Below are 18,023 nucleotides of genomic sequence, written 5' to 3' on the forward strand. Positions count from 1 at the left end.
ATTTATCATTCTCATTTACGCTTCGTATCGTAATACCCTCCCCCGCCAGGAGAGGCTACCAGCAACCGATCACCGACTCTGGCGGCAAAACCAGTCTTTGACGGCAACAACCTGCCGTTATGCCGGTTTTCCCCCACTGCGCCATTCTTTCCGCCCGCCAGCCCCCAGGGCGCGGAACGGCGGCGGTCTGTGAGCAGGGTGACCTGAGCTTCCGCAAGAAACTCCAGCTCACGGACAAGACCATCCCCACCGCAGAACACTCCGGCCCCACCGCTGCCATGGCGAATACGGTATTCCAGCACCCGCAGTGGATAATGTGATTCCAGACTCTCGATTGGCGTATTAAGGGTGTTAGTCATGTGGGTGTGTACTGCCGACAGGCCAGCCCCACCCGCATGGGCACCGGCACCGCCGGCCATGGTCTCGTAGTAGTCCCACCCCTGCTCACCTGCGGCACCCATGGCGACGTTATTCATGGTCCCCTGGCTGGCAGCAGGTATCGCATCTGGTGCAGCCTGCGCCAGCGCCCCCAGCACCACATCCACCACCCGTGAACTGGTTTCCACATTGCCGGCAGCCACCGCCGAAGGACGGCGGGCGTTGAGCAGGCAGCCCTCTGGAGCATAAAGGCCGATGGGCCGAAACAGACCGTCACAGGCCGGCACATCATCATCCATCAGGCAGCGAAAACAGTAATACGCTGCCGCCGCCGCTACCGATAACGGGCAGTTGATATTGCCGGCTACCTGATCCGCTGTGCCGGTAAAATCCAGAAAGGCACTGTCACCCTCTATGCGCAAACTCAGCGCAATCACAATATCCTGCTGGCCCTGGCCGTCATCATCCATGACGTCTTCAAAACGGTACTCACCATCCGGCAAAGCCGCAATGCGCGCTCGGGCACGCTTTTCCCCATAGGTGTTGAGCGCATCAAAAGCCTGCTCCAGGTCGGGCAGCACCAGCGCCAGCTCCGACAAGCGCCGGGCTCCAGCCTCACAGGCGCTGGCCTGGGCAGCAAAATCGCCAAAACGCAGGTTTTCCATGGGCGGCTGTGAATTACCTTGTTCCTCTGGCAATCCAGCCAGCCGTCGGCACAGCGGAATCTGCCACCGCCCTTCCCGCTTCAGCAACGTCGGCGCAATCACCAACCCTTCCTGCTCCAGATGTGTAGACACCGGCATGGATCCAGGGCTGTGCGCACCGATATTGGCATGATGGGCACGGGTAACCGCAAACCCCATCAAATCCTTCTCCCGAAAAACGGGAGCCACCACTGTGACATCCGGCAGGTGGGTGCCGCCCAAGTAAGGATCATTCACTACCAGCAGATCCCCCGCCGCCCATTCCCTGCCACTCACCAGATCTGCCATGGCATACGCCATAGAACCCAAATGCACAGGGATATGGGCCGCCTGAGCGCAAAGTCGCCCCCGGGCATCAAAAATCGCGCAGGAAAAATCCAGCCGATCCTTGATATTGGGAGACAGTGCGCTGAGCCGCAGCACCGCCCCCATCTCATCACAGATTCCTGAAAGGCGATTGGCGAAAATACTGAGCTGGACGGGATTCATAGAGGCAATTGACAGTTGATAATTGATAGTTGACAGCTAAACCCTGAAAACAATGGGCAGTCTGCCTTCCTTGTTTATGACCATCAACTATTAACTATTGGCCAATAACTGCGCTATTATCACCGTTTCCGGCAGCCATGGGCTGCCGTTTTTTGTTTGGGGCGAAACATACGCTGCCGTGTTCACATGGCATTGCCGTTGTTCCGTTATCAATTCTCCATTATCAATTATCAATTGCCTGCTATGTCGCAATATTTGATTCCCACCTACGCAAGACAGCCTGTGGCATTCGTGCGCGGTGAAGGGGTGTGGCTGTTCGATGAGAACGGCGACAAGTACATGGATGCCATCTCCGGTATCGGGGTTTGCAATCTGGGGCATTGCCATCCGGCGGTTACCCGAACTCTGGCCGAGCAGGCCGGACAGCTGATGCACACCTCCAACCTGTACCGCATTCCCGCCCAGGAAGCCCTGGCTCAGCGACTTTGCGACATCAGCGGCATGAAGAGCGCCTTCTTCTCCAATTCCGGCGCCGAAGCCAATGAAGCCGCCATCAAGATTGCGCGGCTTTACGGCAACCGCAAAGGTGTCGCCAAGCCCACCGTGGTCGTCATGGAAGGCAGCTTCCATGGGCGGACCATGGCGACCCTGTCTGCCACCGGCAACAGCAAAGTTCAGGAAGGCTTTACGCCGCTGGTAGAAGGCTTTGTTCGTGTGCCGTTCAACGATGTAGAAGCCGTTGCCGCGCTGGCCGGCAACGCAGACATCGTTGCTGTGCTGGTGGAACCAGTACAGGGCGAAGGCGGTATCAATATTCCCGCCGACGGCTACCTGAAAGCATTGCGCGAGCTGTGCGACCAACAGGATTGGCTACTGATGCTGGATGAGATCCAGTCAGGCAATGGCCGGACCGGCCACTACTTTGCCTGCATGGGTGAAGGCGTGCAGCCGGATGTGCTGACCACCGCCAAAGGCCTTGGCAACGGCTTTCCTATCGGTGCCTGCCTGGTAGCCGGCAAAGCTGACGGTGTTTTCGGCCCCGGTACCCATGGCAGCACCTACGGCGGCAACCCTCTGGGTTGTGCCACCGCCCTGACCGTGGTCAACACTCTGGCGGATGAGGTGGTTGATGATGTGCAGGCCAAGGGCGAACAGCTCAAGACCGCCTTCCAATCTGCCCTGGCAGATGTCGCCCTGATCACCGAAGTGCGCCAGAAGGGGCTGATGATCGGCATCCAGCTGGATCGCCCCTGTGCCGAACTGGTCGCCAGCGCCCGCGAGGCAGGCCTGCTGATCAACGTAACCGCCGGCTCCGTGGTACGGCTGTTGCCACCACTGGTGATCTCAGATGCCGAAATGCAAATCCTGGTGGACAACCTGTCTGCCGTCATTCGTTCTTTTGCCAATGCACAGGAGGTCGCATGAGCCGGCATTTCCTGACTCTCAATGACCTGACACCGGACGAACTGGGCTACCTGATCCAGCGCGCCATCGAACTGAAAACCATGCTGCGCAATGGCCAGAGCCACGAACCCTTGAAAGGCAAGACACTGGGGATGATCTTCGAGAAGTCCTCCACCCGCACACGGGTGTCGTTTGAAGTAGCCATGACCCAGTTTGGCGGCGCCAGCATTTTCCTCTCACCTCGCGACACCCAGCTGGGCCGCGGTGAACCCATTGAGGATTCTGCCCGAGTACTGTCCCGCATGGTGGATGCGGTGATGATCCGAACCTTTGATCACGCCACCGTGGAAACCTTTGCTGCCCACTCCGCCGTGCCGGTCATCAATGCACTGACTGACGACTTCCATCCCTGCCAGCTGCTGGCAGACATGCAGACGTTTGTTGAGCACCGCGGCAGTATTCAGGGCAAGAAAGTGGTCTGGGTGGGCGATGGCAACAACATGTGCGCCAGCTACATGAACGCGGCCCGGCAATTTGATTTCGAACTGGTGATCAGCTGCCCTGACGGTTTTGCCCCGGACGAGGATCTGCTGACCCGCTGCACTGATCGTGTCAGCCTGGAACCAGACGTACGCGAAGCCGTGAAAGGTGCTCATCTGGTAGTGACCGACGTGTGGGCCTCCATGGGTCAGGAAGACGAGCAACAGGAACGCATGAATGCCTTTGAAGGCTTCCAGGTGACCCCGGAGCTGATGGATCTGGCCGATCCGGAAGCGCTGTTCATGCACTGCCTGCCCGCCCACCGTGGTGAGGAAGTCAGCCATGAGATGATGGACGACCCCCGTGCGGTGGTCTGGGACGAAGCGGAAAACCGTCTCCACGCCCAGAAAGCGCTACTGGAATTCCTGCTCACCGGGCAGCATTGATGGTAAGGCTGCACGCAACACGCAACACGCAACACGTGGCTTATTGTTCGAGTCGCGTGCAGCGTGAAGCCTGGAGCGCCAGGACATGAAAGCCCCACTGCTGAGCATTGAAAACCTGGCGTGCGGTTATCACCAGCAGGCCGTTGTGAAGGACCTCAGCCTGTCTCTGGCGGCAGGGGAAATTGCCTGCCTGCTGGGTCCCAGCGGCTGCGGAAAAACCACCACGCTACGAGCCATTGCAGGACTGGAGCCGGTCACCGCAGGCAGTATCCGCATTCAGGATCGCCTGGTGTCATCCCACCACCACCAGATGCCACCGGAACAGCGCGGCCTGGGCATGGTGTTCCAGGAACATGCGCTATTCCCCCACCTGACCGTGGCTGACAATGTGGCCTTCGGGTTGCGCAAACTGCCCAGTAATGAAAAAGCCAAACGGGTGCGCGAGTGTCTTGCGCGCGTGCGTCTGGATGACATGGAAGCGCGCTACCCCCACGAACTGTCTGGGGGCCAACAGCAACGCGTTGCCCTGGCTCGCGCCCTGGCACCACGCCCTGCCCTGTTGTTGCTGGATGAACCTTTTGCCAGCCTGGATCTGGACTTGCGCCGCCAATTGGCGCAAGAACTCGGAGATATCCTGCGCGAGGAAAACGTCACTACACTAATGGTGACCCATGATCAGGAAGAAGCCTTTGCCCTGGCTGATCGGGTCGGTGTCATGCGTCACGGCAATCTGGAGCAATGGGATTCGCCTTACAACATTTACCACGCTCCGGCTAACCGGTTTGTAGCTGAATTCGCCGGCTATGGTGCTTTCCTGCGCGGAAAGGTTACCGACAGTCATAGTGTTCAAACCAGCCTTGGCGAGTTGACTGGCCGTCATCAGGATAGCCTGTTACCGGGAACGGAAGTCGATGTCCTGCTTCGCCCTGAGGACATCGTCGCAGACGAAACGGCCAGCCTTGCGCTGCCCATCACCCGTCGCCAGTTCACTGGCGCCAGCATCCTTTATCACTTGCGCGTCAGTGCCTCAGAAACCCTGCTCTGCCAAACCGACAGCCATACCAACGTTCTGGAAGGCGACACGTTGCATGTAAGGCTGGGGACCAAGCATCTGGTCTCCTTCGCAGTGAACAGTGAATAGTGAAAAGCGCGCGTTCGATCCAAGTGCCATCTTTAAACGCAAGAGGCCGCGCCCAAGGTATGGACGCGGCCTCTTTGCCTTCAGCCACCACCGCGCTTCGCACGCGCAACTATTAACTATTCACTGTTAACTATTCACTGCCTTTTTCAGGCCACCTGACTTTGATTGCGCCCTGAACTCTTGGCCCGGTACAAACCCTGGTCCGCACGGTTAAGCACATCATCCACGCTTTCATTGTCATGATAGGCTGCAACGCCCACCGACAGACTGACTGAAGACGGCCCACCCTCTTGCCCGAACTGCTCCTGACTCCAGCGCTTGCGCAAACGCTCCGCCACCAGCAAGGCCCCTTCCTCGTTACTCTGGGGCAGAATCAGCAGAAATTCCTCACCCCCCAAGCGCCCGAAGTAATCGCCATCACGCATATCGGCAATCACTACCTGGGAGAAACGTCGCAACACCCGGTCCCCCCATTCATGACCGTAGTGATCATTAATCTGCTTGAAGTGATCCAGATCCACGTAACAAACAGAAAACGGCACCTTCTTGCGGTCCGCCAGTGCCTTCTGTCGATTCAACACTTCCAGCAGGTGACGACGATTGAACAACCCGGTCAGATCATCGCGAATCGCCATCTCCCTGACTTGCTCAAGCCCCTTGGCAAGCTCCCGGTTTTTGTCCGCCAGATTTCTGCGCAGGCGGTGGATACTCCCGCCCGTGATCGCAAAGCTGATGGAAATCATGGTGAATACCAGCCATTGCAGCACTTCCACAGAGAAGCTCAGCTGTACCCAGCGATCATCCAGCGCTAACCACAACATGGCCGCATAAGCGGCGCTGGAAAACATTGCCACCCCAACCATGACCTTGCCGCTAAGCTGAAAGGAAACCAGCAGCAAAACAGCAAAAAACAGTGTGACAACACTGAGACGGAACTCATCTACGTAGTAGCCTGAGGTCATGAACACGACCACGCAGTAGATGATCAACGGCAATGACAGCGACGGGTCCCGCAGCCGCAGGGTGGCACCGCTAATCAACAACAGGAAGTACGACAACATGGATACCCAGAGCCCACCCAACAGGAGCGAGCCCCACTGCGGCGAAATCTGAAAGGCCCCCATGCGGTAATACACAAGACAGAGCAGCGTATGCATGCCCATGATCGCCACCGCAGAACGGCCATGACGCCTGAGCAACCTTGTCTCATTGAAGGTCAGACTTTCGGCCTGACGCAGCTCACTGTTCATGAGCGTGACTCCACCACCAGTTTGTCACGGCCACTTTCCTTTGCCCGGTACAGTGCCGCATCCGCCCTGCGGATAACCTGGGCAGGCGCCTCTCCCTGTGCCAGCATGGCCAAGCCAGCAGACAAGGTAACATGGAGCTCCGGCGCTTCGGAAAAGCGTTGGCTGCGCATCCCCATCAAAATCCCTTCCACCAAATGTATTGCCTCTTCCTGGTCACTCACGGGCAACACCAGCATAAATTCTTCCCCCCCCAGTCGAGCAGCAAAATCCTGGCCACTCAAATGACGGGTCACCACCTCCGCAAAGCGCTGTAGCACCAGATCACCAACGCCATGACCATAGCGGTCATTAATGCGCTTGAAGAAATCCAGATCAGCATAGACCACACCGAGCGCAAACGCTCCTCGCGAAGCCTGGCCGCAGGCCTTGCCAAGCAACTCCATGGCATGCCGGCGGCGGTAAAAGCCGGTCAGCTCATCTTTTACCGCCATATCATGAATGCGTTCAACCACCTCTGCCAGTTGGCTGTTTCGCTTGCCCAACAGGCTACGAATCGTAGAAATTTCCGCCGCGAGCAGGGCCACGGCCATGACCATGACCGCAAACAACCCCCACTGGATCCACTCCCCGTGCACATCAACCACTTCCGGCCAGTAGAGGTATACCACCCCCAAGGCGATGGCATAGCCCAGCACACAGTAAACCGCCAGAAAGATGAACTGCCTCAGCGAGGCCTGCAGCACGCCCAACTGCACGATGGCAAAGAACATCAGCATGACGCAAAGACGAACCTGATCCACCACCACTGCCGTCACCAGCAACCCGGTCGTCGACCAGACCATTAGGGGCATGATCATGGCGGGCTCACCCAGACGACGGTTCAGGCCAAGCAGCATAAAGGAGACAAAGAGGGCATGACCGGCCCAGATAATGGAAAACAGGGCCGCGAAAAGTGAATCACCACCGCGGAAGAAATCCAGTTGCAGGGCAATCCAGCACAGCAGAGTGTGGGCACTACCACCCATCACGATGGCAAACAGCACTCGCCGAACACGTTGAGACTGGAGGGCTGCCGGATGTATGGCTAAAGACTGATCCATTCGGGTACCTGGTGTCGCGAGGCCAGCCCACCCATTACCAAGGCCGCGCATGATGACTATTTAGTATTATTGTTAATTAAATAGTAATACTAAATGACTACTGCATCACAGTTTCACTGTCGACCCATACCGACCGCCTATCGAGAAACAAGCGGTTTTATACCGACAACCCTCTGATTTTCTGATCAAAATTGAGGCTTTCGCCTACTCTTGGCGCACTCTGGCCACGGCATCGCGCCAACCGGCATAACGGCGTTGCCGCTCTTCCTCTTCCAGTGCAGGAGAGAATTCCCGTTCACAGCGCCACTGCCCCGCGATAGCTTCCAACGATGGATACAAGCCGCAACCAAGCCCAGCCAGATAGGCCGCACCCAATGCCGTGGTTTCGGTAACCACCGGCCGGTCTACACACACACCCAACACATCGGAAAGCGTCTGACTCAACCAGTTGTTCACTACCATGCCGCCATCCACACGCAGTGTTGTCGGTCGGGTTCCACAATCTGCAGCCATGGCATCAAGCAGATCCCGGGACTGATAGCACACCGCCTCCAACCCGGCGGTCACCACTTCAGCAATGCCGGTGTCCCGAGTCAAACCCAGCAACGCCCCGCGGGCATGAGGATCCCACCAGGGGGCCCCGAGGCCGGTAAACGCAGGCACCAGATACACGCCTCCTGCGGAACCGACACGACGAGCCAGCGCTTCTGTTTCGCTGGCATCGGAAATCAGTTTAAGCCCATCGCGCAACCACTGGATGGCCGCCCCTGCCACAAAGATAGAGCCTTCCAACGCATAGGTGGTTTTCCCATTGAGACGATACCCCACCGTGGTCAGCAGGCGGTTTTCAGACGTGACCGCCTCACCGGTGTTCATCACCATGAAACAACCTGTGCCATAGGTGCTTTTGACCATCCCCGGCGAGAAACAGGCCTGACCGACCAGTGCGGCCTGCTGGTCCCCGGCAATGCCACAAACCGGCACCGCAGCACCCAGCAATTCCGGGCAGGTCTGGCCAAAATCGCCAGCACTGTCGCGCACTTCCGGCAATACACTGGCTGGCACCTTGAACAAGGCGAGCAGCTCGTCATCCCAGCACTGGGTATGAATATTGAACAGCAAGGTACGGGAAGCGTTGGTGGCATCCGTGGCGTGAACCTTGCCGCGAGTCAGTTGCCACAGCAACCAGCTATCGATGGTGCCAAACGCCAACTCGCCCGCATCGGCGCGCTGACGAGCCCCAGGCGTATTGTCCAGCAGCCAGGCCAACTTGGTGGCAGAAAAATAAGGATCCAGCAACAACCCGGTTTTATCGCGAACGGCATCCTCGTGGCCAGCTTCGCGCAAAGCCTGACATGTTGCGGCGGTACGGCGATCCTGCCAGACGATCGCCCGAGCCAGAGGGTCCCCGGTTTCCCGATCCCACAGCACCGTGGTTTCCCGCTGGTTGGTAATACCAATAGCGGACAGCTGCTGAGCCTCGATATGGGCATTGCGCAGCGCCTCACGACAAAGGCTCAGGGTATCGTTCCAGATTTCCTTGGCATCATGTTCCACCCAGCCATCCTGCGGGAAATGCTGCCGAAATTCTTTCTGGGCCTGGCCTACCGCCTTGCCCTCACCATCAAACACAATGGCGCGGGAGCTCGTGGTGCCCTGATCGATGGAAAGAATATATGACATGATTCGGCTCACCCTGTTATCAGTATTGGCGGGGATCAGATAGATGTCCCGATGGTATCGGGGGGCGCATTTTAACCGAAGGCCCTTCGGCAAATTACACCATAACGGACAATCTTATGGACAAAGCCTGACGTGAGTTGAAAGTTCAAAGTTTAAAGTTGAAAAGCGCGGCAAACGCTTTCGGTTCTGTGAGGCCGTGCCCGCGCCATTACCGTTAATCGCGGGCAGGGAGCAGCAAAACCCTCCGACCTGATCCGCGTTTCAACTTTAAACTTTGAACTTTCAACTCGAAACTCACAGCTTCAGTTTACCCGCCCCAGCACATGCTGACCTTGCTGAGTCGCTGGCAATGTCACAGTGAAGCGAGCACCGCCCTCCGGACTTTCTTCCACCCGGATTTCACCACCGTGCCAATCCACGATGCGCTTCACAATAGAAAGCCCCAATCCATAACCACCGCTGGCTCGATGGCGGCTTTTATCCAGCCGGGCAAATGGCTTGAACACCCGCTCACGCTCATGCTCGGGAATACCCGGCCCATTGTCATCCACATGGATAACCACCCGGCTGTCCTCATCCTCAATCCGCATGACGATGGAGGACCCCGCATAACGCAGCGCATTGGTGACCAGGTTCTGCAGCACCCGATGCAGATAGCGCTCTTCCGCTTCCACTTCAAGCATCGGCGAATCACATTCCACGGAGATGGTGGTTTCACCACGAATGGTTTCCAGTTCATCGCGCAGCTGTTCGCACAACTCCATCACCTGCACCGGCTTGAACTCGATATTGGGCGTCCCCTGCTCCAACCGGGCATAGGTAAGAATTTCATCAATCAACTGATCCAGCTGCTCAATATCATGATCCAGCGCATTAAGCTTTTCGCGACGTAATTCAGCCGATTCGATATCCGCCAGCATCTCCAGCCCAAAACGTAATCGTGCAACCGGAGTGCGCAATTCATGACTGACCGCGCGGGTCATCTCTCGCTGGGATTCGATCAGACGACGAATATGTGCGGTCATGCCATTAAACGTAGCCGCTACCTGGCCAATGGCATCACTGCCCTCGATATTCGCATACGCCCCCAGATCCCCGGAGCCCAACCGGCTTACCGCCCTGTCCAGTTGCTTGAGCCTGCGCTGCAAGGGGCTCACCTGCAAATAGGTCGCCAACGCCACGGCCAGCAGACTTAGCACACCGGCAACCAGCAACAGTTCCATGGGGAATTGATCAAACAGCGAAAGCGGCCCTATCACCAACAACTTGCCCGTCTGGGCCACCGGGGCATAGATGCGGATACTGGAATCGCTGCGTGTACTGTCATCCAGGGCAATTACCACTTCCCGGCGATTCAGACGCTGTTCCTGCTCCGCATCCAGATCCACCGTATCGCGATCCACCATGACCAGATCATAGCCAAAGTATTGCTGCAGATTGGCAAGCGCCCCCTCCCATTCCTGTTCCGGGAAATGCGAAAGGTGATTGAGAATAAGCACGGCAGTGGCTCGCGCCTGCTGCTCGGACACCTTGGTCATCCGGGTGACGATAAAGGTATCTTCATCCGGGAGCTGGAAGAGAATATCGGCAAAGCCCTCGGCATCGTTCAATCGCATCACCACCAGCCCTTCGCTGAGGTGAAGCGCTTCCCGATACCCCAGATTCAGGGATTCTGAATCCTGCAGGCTGATAGGCGCGCCGAATAGCTGGGTCAGCACCTGGCTCCAGCGGCCCCGCTCTTCCGGTTTATAACGCTGGTAGCCCTCCGCCATCAGGTAGAAGGTACCCCGCGCCATTTCCTCGCGGTAAATATCGGAACGATATTGGTTGACCAGCTGCACGGAGGCGTAAGTGATGGCGCCAATAAAGCACAGCGCCAGCAACAGCCCTCCGTAGAGCCGAAGGAAAATACTATTCAAAGGTCACCCAGCGTCACGACGCGGCGGAGGATCAGGCCGCGCCGATTTCCTTGACGAACAAATAGCCCTTGGAGCGCACGGTCTTGATACGCTTCGGATTTTCCGGATCGTCACCCACCTTGGGACGAATACGGGAAATCCGCACATCGATGGAACGATCCTGTCCATCGTACTGAATGCCACGCAGCTTCTCGAAAATGGTTTCCCGCGACAGCACCGTGCCGGCATTGGAGGCCAGCAACCAGAGCAGATCGTATTCCGCACTGGTCAGATCCACCGACTCACCAGCCAGGGTCACTTCCCGGGCCGAGTTGTCGATCACCAGCGCACCAAATTCCAGACGTGCCGGCGAATTGTCACGCTCATTGTCGGTTTCCACCCTGCGCAGCAGTGCCCGAATTCTGGCCAGCAGAACGCGGGGTTTTACGGGCTTGGCCACATAATCATCCGCGCCCATCTCCAGTCCGAGCACCTGATCCATATCATCGGTTCGGGCAGTCAGCATCAGGATAGGGTTCTTGTAGGCACTACGTACTTCGCGGCATACCGTCAGGCCATCCGCGCCCGGCAGCATGAGATCCAGCACTACCAGGTCCGGTTGTTCAGCCCGGATGCGGCGAATCGCCTCTTCACCGTCGCTGACGACAGTGACATCCAGACCGTTGGCTTGAAGATATTCACAGGTGAGATCGGCAAGACGTTCATCATCTTCCACGATCATGATGGCTGGCGGGTTATCCTGCACCGTTGTCATCCCGTCCTTATCCTTATCGATTTGTATCGTTATTGTCGTTTCCTGTCAGGACCAACCCGGCCACTGTCAAAAACGTATCCCTATCGCACGTTTATACGCATACGCACTGCCCACGGCAACCTTGTAAATGTCGCACTTCTGTTCGAACCCTGTTCATTCGCATTTTTCAACGTTGACAAACACAATATCTAGTAAAGCATCGCCCACTAACGGTGCTCATAAAATGCACTCACATTGCTCCACAAGTTATCCACAAAATTTCCCCAACCGAAGTACTTGCAAATCCGGGGGAGCAACTATAACTTGTACTGATCCTGAGCGGCGACCCCAACATATTGGGTTTCAAATGCAGCGCTGCCACCCAGTCGCCAAACCAACAACAACAGGGAAAAGTGCCGGTTGATCAGCAATTTAGCGGCAATCAGGCATTCAGGGAGCGGCAAAACGTCATGGAAAAGACACAAGATATAGTGGTCCTCCTTCCGGACCAGACAATATTCCCGACAAGGGACACCGTTTTTCACGCCATGGCCTCATGCCGTGGCGTTTTGCGTGATTGATAGCAGCCACGCAACCAAGACGCACGACACAAGACAAACAGACAGAACAGCACCACAACGGAGAGGGCATCATGCAAACGGATATGAGTCAGAACCCACAAAACCCCGCCGCGAAAGCCGGCGATGATGCAGGCCAGGATCAGAACATCGCCAGCACCGCGCCCGGTCAGCTGCGCGTCATCAAGCGCAACGGCAAGGTAGTGAGCTACGATGATGACAAGATCACCGTCGCCATCAGCAAGGCGTTTCTGGCCGTAGAAGGCGGCACCGCTGCGGCCTCTTCCCGTATCCATGAAACCGTGGCCCGTCTGACCGAACAGGTCAGCGCCACCTTCAAGCGCCGCATGCCCTCCGGCGGCACGATTCATATCGAAGAAATCCAGGACCAGGTAGAACTGGCCCTGATGCGTAACGGCGAACATAAAGTGGCCCGTGACTACGTGCTGTACCGTGATCGCCAGGCGCAGAAGCGTGCCGAACAGGCCAGCCAGTTCCCTGAGCCGACCCACAAAGTGGAAATGTCTGTGACCATGGAAGACGGCAGCAAAGCGCCGCTGGACATGGGACGTCTTGAGCACCTGATCCGCACTGCCTGTGAAGGCCTGGAAGACGTGCACGCCGACAAGATCATCACCGAAACCGTGAAGAACCTGTACGACGGCGTCTCCATCAACGACGTGAACACCTCCATGGTGATGACCGCGCGCACTCTGATCGAAGTGGAGCCCAACTACTCCCAGGTCACCGCACGCCTGCTGATGGACAAGATCCGTGCTGAAGCGCTGCAATATCTGGGCGTGGCCGAGCGTGCCAACCAGGAAGAAATGAATGCCCTGTACGGCGAAGCCCTCGCCGCCTACATCAGCAAAGGCATCGAACTGGAACTGCTCAGCCCGGCACTGGGTGAGTACGACATCGCCCGCCTCGGCGCCGCCATCCAGGGCGACCGCGATCTGCAGTTCACCTACCTGGGCCTGCAGACCCTGTACGATCGTTACTTCATTCACCACAACGACACCCGCATCGAGCTGCCACAGTGTTTCTTCATGCGTGTCGCCATGGGTCTGGCCATTGAAGAAGAGAACAAGGAAGAACGCGCCATCGAGTTCTACAACCTGCTCTCCAGCTTCGACTACATGAGCTCCACCCCGACCCTGTTCAACGCCGGCACCCTGCGTCCGCAGCTGTCCAGCTGCTACCTGACCACCGTGCCTGACGACCTGCACGGCATTTACGGTGCCATCCAGGATAACGCCATGCTGTCCAAGTTTGCCGGCGGCCTGGGTAACGACTGGACCCCGGTGCGCGCATTGGGCTCCTACATTAAAGGCACCAACGGTAAATCCCAGGGCGTCGTACCGTTCCTGAAAGTGGTCAACGACACTGCCGTGGCCGTGAACCAGGGCGGCAAGCGCAAGGGCGCCGTGTGTGCCTACCTGGAAACCTGGCACATGGACATCGAGGAATTCCTCGAGCTGCGCAAGAACACCGGTGATGACCGTCGTCGTACCCACGACATGAACAGCGCCAACTGGATTCCCGATCTGTTCATGAAGCGTGTGCTGAATGAAGAAGACTGGACCCTGTTCAGCCCCAACGACACCCCGGATCTGCACGACCTGTACGGCGAAGCTTTCGAAAAAGCCTACACCGCCTACGAAGAGCAAACCCGTAACGGCGAAATCAAGCTGTTCAAGCGTCTGCCCGCCGCCACCCTGTGGCGCAAGATGCTGTCCATGCTGTTCGAGACAGGCCACCCGTGGTTCACCTTCAAGGATCCGTGCAACCTGCGTAGCCCGCAGCAGCACGTGGGTGTGGTGCACTCCTCCAACCTGTGCACCGAAATCACCCTGAACACCAACAAGGATGAAATCGCTGTCTGTAACCTGGGTTCTGTGAACCTGGCCCAGCACGTAGATGAAAACGGTCTCGACACCGACAAGCTGCAGCGCACCATCAACACCGCTGTACGCATGCTGGATAACGTCATCGACATCAACTACTACAGCGTGCCGCAGGCAGAAAACTCCAACATGAAGCACCGCCCGGTGGGCCTGGGCATCATGGGTTTCCAGGATGCCCTGTATAAGCAAGGCATCAGCTACGCCTCCGAAGGCGCAGTACAATTCGCCGACACCTCCATGGAAGCGGTGAGCTACTACGCTATTCAGGCCTCCGCCAAACTGGCCGAAGAGCGCGGCGCCTACCAGACCTTCGACGGTTCTCTGTGGAGCCAGGGCATCCTGCCCATCGACTCCATCGACATCCTGGTGAACCAGCGTGGCGAAGACTACTGCAAGGTGGATCGCAGCCAGACCCTGGATTGGGATAGCGTGCGCGAGATGGCCAAGAAAGGCATGCGTAACTCCAACGTGATGGCGATTGCACCGACGGCGACCATTGCCAACATTACCGGGGTTTCCCAGTCCATCGAGCCGACGTACCAGAACCTGTACGTGAAATCGAACCTGTCCGGCGAGTTCACCGTGGTGAACCCGTACCTGGTCCACGCCCTGAAAGAGCGCGGCCTGTGGGACAACGTGATGGTCAACGACCTGAAATACTACGACGGTTCTGCACAGCCCATCGAGCGTATTCCGGCCGACCTGAAAGAACAGTTCCGTACTGCCTTTGAGGTAGAAACCCGCTGGATCGTGGAAGCTGCCAGCCGCCGCCAGAAGTGGATTGATCAGGCTCAGTCCCTGAATCTGTACATCGCGGAAGCCAACGGCAAGAAGCTGGACGTGACCTACAAGATGGCCTGGTTGCTGGGTCTGAAAACCACTTACTACCTGCGCGCCATTGGTGCGACCCAGGCAGAAAAATCCACCATCAACGATGGCAAGCTCAACCGCGTGTCTTCCAAAGTGGAAGAGCCGGCTGAATTCAGCCAGGCCGCCGAAGTGCCGCAGGCCTGCTCCATCGACAACCCGGATTGCGAAGCCTGCCAATAAGCGCTCCGCGCTCGCAGCAGCTTCACGCAACAAACGTGAAGCTGCTGCCATCACAAAATGAATACGCAAGCGGTGACCTGACGACACCAAACTTGTTAGAAAGGAATGGAGAGAAACATGCTGAGCTGGGACGAATTCAATGCGCAAGAGACGCCTGCCGCCAAGCCGCAACCAAAGCCCGCAACGCCGCCGCAATCTGAGACGGTTTCTGGCCAAGCGGCATCTGCACCTGAAGCATCGGCACCGGGAAGTGCAGCGGATGCTGGAAATTCAGGAGGAGATGATCTTCGAGGAAGAACTGACAACGCCGTAAGCGATGCCGTCGAACGCGCCCAGGCCGCCGTGGCCAAAATGGATGTAGCCGAAGGCGTCGCCGAACTGGAAGGCACCGCCGGCCGTGTCGAGGTTGACGACAAGCGCATGATCAACTGCCGCGCCGACCTCAACCAGCTGGTACCGTTCAAGTACGACTGGGCCTGGCAGAAATATCTGGATGGTTGTGCCAACCACTGGATGCCCCAGGAAGTGAACATGAACGCCGACCTGGCGCTGTGGAAAAAAGCCGACGGCCTCACCGAAGACGAGCGTCGTATCGTCAAGCGTAACCTGGGCTTCTTCTCTACCGCCGACTCCCTGGTCGCCAACAACCTGGTGCTGGCCATCTACCGCCTGATCACCAACCCGGAGTGTCGCCAGTACATCCTGCGTCAGTCCTTTGAAGAAGCGATCCACACCCACGCCTACCAGTACTGCATCGAATCCCTGGGCATGGATGAAGGCGAGATCTTCAACATGTACCGCGAAATTCCTGCCGTGGCCAAAAAGGCACAATGGGGCATCCAGTACACCCGCGACCTGTCTGATCCGGAATTCAAGACTGGCACCGTGGAAACCGACAAGGCGCTGCTGGAAAACCTGATCGCGTTCTACTGTGTACTGGAAGGCATCTTCTTCTACTGTGGCTTCACCCAGATCCTCTCCATGGGCCGCCGCAACAAGATGACCGGTGTCGCCGAGCAGTTCCAGTACATCCTGCGTGACGAATCCATGCACGTGAACTTCGGTGTGGACGTGATCAACCAGATCAAACTGGAAAACCCGCACCTGTGGGATCAGCAGATGCGCGATAAGGCCACCCAGATGATCCTGGAAGGCACCGAACTGGAAATCCAGTACGCCCGCGACACCATGCCCCGCGGTGTCCTCGGCATGAACGCCGCCATGATGGAAGAGTACCTGCAGTTCATCGCCAACCGCCGTCTCGCCCAGCTGGGCCTGCCGGAGCAGTTCAAAGGCGTGAACAACCCGTTCCCATGGATGAGCGAAATCATGGACCTGCGCAAAGAGAAGAACTTCTTCGAAACGCGGGTGACCGAATACCAGGTCGGCGGTGCGCTGAGCTGGGATTGAGAAAGACGGAAAATGAAAAGGGTGCTTCGGCGCCTTTTTTGTTGGACGTCTCTTTCATAGATTTGCCCCCTCAAAAGCCTCGTGCAGTGCACGGGGCTTTTGTCTGCTCGACTTGACAGACATGCCTTCGCCACTCACTCCCCTACCGACGAACCAATGATGATTTTCATGAATGGCTGCGCAGAACATCCGCCTGAAATTTTGGACTGATTACTCTCTGCAATTCGTCATAACGATTAAGCAACAAAGCACATATACAACATTCGACCCTTAACCACTACAAAGGAGAAAAGGGCATTCCAGGGAAGGAATGATGAAATCGACACTGGCTATCGTGATGTTTTCGGCTGTTGCTGCGTTGCCGATATTTTCTCATGCGGAATCCAAATCAGGTCACTTCAAGGCAACACTGACTGTTGTTACGTCCTGCTCCATTGAAAAGGTCACGCCCTCGAATGCTGGATCACTTTCGACAGATATTGCTTGCTCCAAAGGCAGCAGTTATGACGTCGGGATCAGCAACGGCCATGGCACCCGAACGCTGAAATCTGCCAACGGCAAGACAAAATATTATGAAGTCTATCCCCACAGGGCTCATTCCCTTGAATGGCAAAATGAAAGTGTCTTGAGTGCGACAGGCACCGGCGCCGTTGTCAGCCATTGGGTAGGTCAGGGAAAAACCGCAACTCACGCTGAAACGCCAAACGATATAATGACGATCACCCTCACCTTCTAATCCTCTTCAGCTGCATCGAACAAACCCACTTTTTCCTCAGTGTGCTCTGCCCTCTGTGGCGCCCCGTCCTCGCTTGTCGCGCCGCCAGCGACGCTCATACGGCATGGTAAAACACGTACCGTACAGGATCTGAGGGCAGGCAAGGGGGACAGGAATTGCCTGCTGGCAGGCTCCTGCGACCCAGAAACTGAACCGTTCGTAAAAAGCGCACGACCACCCATCACAAACGCTCAAACTTTGAGCAATTACAGTGATTTCCCGTTTGTTTTACCCCTCCATCGTTGGCAACATGGAGGCGAGTCCTGTGGTTAAGGACTCTTCAATACATCAGGAGGCTTCGCATGAGCGATTACGAGAAAGACGAGTACCTGAGAGACGAGTACCTGCAAGAAGCCGAAGACCTGTTGGAAACCATTGAGCAGGTCGAAGAGACCCTCACCGTGATGTCCAAAGTGGTTGGACAGCTGAAAGAACAGGTTGCCTCACACCTGGATCACAACACGATTGAAATGAGCGCAGAAGAGTTTCTGGAGCAGTGCGAGAATCTGGAAGGCACCTGGCACTAATCTAGTTTCGGGGACGCCCTAACCAGCGTCCACCCGCTACAGGGGCCGC

Annotated in this window: 13 protein-coding genes; 7 read left to right on the forward strand and 6 right to left on the reverse strand. The window is 57.0% G+C overall.

Features of this window, described 5'->3' with window-relative positions; all coding sequences use genetic code 11:
- Positions 1–11: 11 nt before the first annotated feature.
- On the reverse strand, positions 12–1,571 hold the full coding sequence (locus tag Y5S_RS06190) for a hydantoinase B/oxoprolinase family protein (RefSeq protein WP_035231347.1): 1,560 nt from the start codon (positions 1,569–1,571) through the stop codon (positions 12–14).
- A 243-nt stretch (positions 1,572–1,814) separates the two neighbouring features.
- On the opposite strand from Y5S_RS06190, the gene Y5S_RS06195 reads away from it, so the two are divergent.
- The 3 genes from Y5S_RS06195 (at position 1,815) to Y5S_RS06205 (ending at position 5,042) form a co-directional block, all read left to right on the forward strand.
- Complete coding sequence (locus tag Y5S_RS06195; protein ID WP_035231814.1) at positions 1,815–2,996, forward strand: aspartate aminotransferase family protein; 1,182 nt, start codon at positions 1,815–1,817, stop codon at positions 2,994–2,996.
- Complete coding sequence (argF, locus tag Y5S_RS06200) at positions 2,993–3,901, forward strand: ornithine carbamoyltransferase (protein ID WP_035231348.1); 909 nt, start codon at positions 2,993–2,995, stop codon at positions 3,899–3,901. Before Y5S_RS06195 ends, argF begins: the two co-directional genes overlap by 4 nt.
- 85 nt (positions 3,902–3,986) lie before the next feature.
- Positions 3,987–5,042: an ABC transporter ATP-binding protein gene (locus Y5S_RS06205; RefSeq protein WP_035231349.1), complete on the forward strand. Its 1,056-nt coding sequence runs from the start codon at positions 3,987–3,989 to the stop codon at positions 5,040–5,042.
- Positions 5,043–5,188: 146 nt separating this feature from the next.
- On the opposite strand, the gene Y5S_RS06210 is transcribed toward Y5S_RS06205, so the two are convergent.
- The 5 genes from Y5S_RS06210 to Y5S_RS06230 all read right to left on the reverse strand — a co-directional run bounded on the left by Y5S_RS06210 (position 5,189) and on the right by Y5S_RS06230 (position 11,748).
- On the reverse strand, positions 5,189–6,292 hold the full coding sequence (locus Y5S_RS06210) for a GGDEF domain-containing protein (protein ID WP_035231350.1): 1,104 nt from the start codon (positions 6,290–6,292) through the stop codon (positions 5,189–5,191).
- Entirely contained in the window at positions 6,289–7,392 is a 1,104-nt protein-coding gene (locus Y5S_RS06215; protein WP_035231351.1) for a GGDEF domain-containing protein, read from the reverse strand. The genes Y5S_RS06210 and Y5S_RS06215 overlap by 4 nt, the downstream gene beginning before the upstream one ends.
- 204 nt (positions 7,393–7,596) lie before the next feature.
- Positions 7,597–9,075, reverse strand: coding sequence for a glycerol kinase GlpK (glpK, locus tag Y5S_RS06220; RefSeq protein WP_035231352.1), 1,479 nt, complete (start codon positions 9,073–9,075; stop codon positions 7,597–7,599).
- Positions 9,076–9,377: 302 nt separating this feature from the next.
- Entirely contained in the window at positions 9,378–10,994 is a 1,617-nt protein-coding gene (locus Y5S_RS06225) for an ATP-binding protein (RefSeq protein WP_035231353.1), read from the reverse strand.
- A 31-nt stretch (positions 10,995–11,025) separates the two neighbouring features.
- On the reverse strand, positions 11,026–11,748 hold the full coding sequence (locus tag Y5S_RS06230; protein WP_035231354.1) for a response regulator: 723 nt from the start codon (positions 11,746–11,748) through the stop codon (positions 11,026–11,028).
- Between the two features lie 631 nt (positions 11,749–12,379).
- Between Y5S_RS06230 and Y5S_RS06235 the strand changes: the two genes are divergently transcribed.
- From Y5S_RS06235 to Y5S_RS06250, 4 genes are all read left to right on the forward strand, one after another.
- Entirely contained in the window at positions 12,380–15,262 is a 2,883-nt protein-coding gene (locus tag Y5S_RS06235) for a ribonucleoside-diphosphate reductase subunit alpha (protein ID WP_035231355.1), read from the forward strand.
- A gap of 117 nt (positions 15,263–15,379) precedes the next feature.
- Positions 15,380–16,672: a ribonucleotide-diphosphate reductase subunit beta gene (locus Y5S_RS06240; protein WP_035231356.1), complete on the forward strand. Its 1,293-nt coding sequence runs from the start codon at positions 15,380–15,382 to the stop codon at positions 16,670–16,672.
- Positions 16,673–16,982: 310 nt separating this feature from the next.
- Positions 16,983–17,408, forward strand: a complete 426-nt coding sequence (locus Y5S_RS06245; RefSeq protein WP_035231358.1) for a spore coat protein U domain-containing protein — start codon at positions 16,983–16,985, stop codon at positions 17,406–17,408.
- A gap of 341 nt (positions 17,409–17,749) precedes the next feature.
- A complete protein-coding gene (locus Y5S_RS06250) occupies positions 17,750–17,974 on the forward strand; it encodes a hypothetical protein (RefSeq protein ID WP_035231359.1) in 225 nt (74 codons plus the stop codon).
- Positions 17,975–18,023 lie beyond the last annotated feature (49 nt).

Source organism: Alcanivorax nanhaiticus, assembly GCF_000756665.1.
Classification (GTDB): Bacteria; Pseudomonadota; Gammaproteobacteria; order Pseudomonadales; family Alcanivoracaceae; genus Alcanivorax; species Alcanivorax nanhaiticus.

Excerpts from the sequence above, each read along its gene's own strand:
- Y5S_RS06190 (WP_035231347.1), bottom strand. The coding sequence starts at position 1,571 with ATGAATCCCGTCCAGCTCAGTATTTTCGCCAATCGCCTTTCAGGAATC.
- Y5S_RS06195 (WP_035231814.1), top strand. The coding sequence starts at position 1,815 with ATGTCGCAATATTTGATTCCCACCTACGCAAGACAGCCTGTGGCATTC.
- argF (WP_035231348.1), top strand. The coding sequence starts at position 2,993 with ATGAGCCGGCATTTCCTGACTCTCAATGACCTGACACCGGACGAACTG.
- Y5S_RS06205 (WP_035231349.1), top strand. The coding sequence starts at position 3,987 with ATGAAAGCCCCACTGCTGAGCATTGAAAACCTGGCGTGCGGTTATCAC.
- Y5S_RS06210 (WP_035231350.1), bottom strand. The coding sequence starts at position 6,292 with ATGAACAGTGAGCTGCGTCAGGCCGAAAGTCTGACCTTCAATGAGACA.
- Y5S_RS06215 (WP_035231351.1), bottom strand. The coding sequence starts at position 7,392 with ATGGATCAGTCTTTAGCCATACATCCGGCAGCCCTCCAGTCTCAACGT.
- glpK (WP_035231352.1), bottom strand. The coding sequence starts at position 9,075 with ATGTCATATATTCTTTCCATCGATCAGGGCACCACGAGCTCCCGCGCC.
- Y5S_RS06230 (WP_035231354.1), bottom strand. The coding sequence starts at position 11,748 with ATGACAACGGTGCAGGATAACCCGCCAGCCATCATGATCGTGGAAGAT.
- Y5S_RS06235 (WP_035231355.1), top strand. The coding sequence starts at position 12,380 with ATGCAAACGGATATGAGTCAGAACCCACAAAACCCCGCCGCGAAAGCC.
- Y5S_RS06240 (WP_035231356.1), top strand. The coding sequence starts at position 15,380 with ATGCTGAGCTGGGACGAATTCAATGCGCAAGAGACGCCTGCCGCCAAG.
- Y5S_RS06245 (WP_035231358.1), top strand. The coding sequence starts at position 16,983 with ATGATGAAATCGACACTGGCTATCGTGATGTTTTCGGCTGTTGCTGCG.
- Y5S_RS06250 (WP_035231359.1), top strand. The coding sequence starts at position 17,750 with ATGAGCGATTACGAGAAAGACGAGTACCTGAGAGACGAGTACCTGCAA.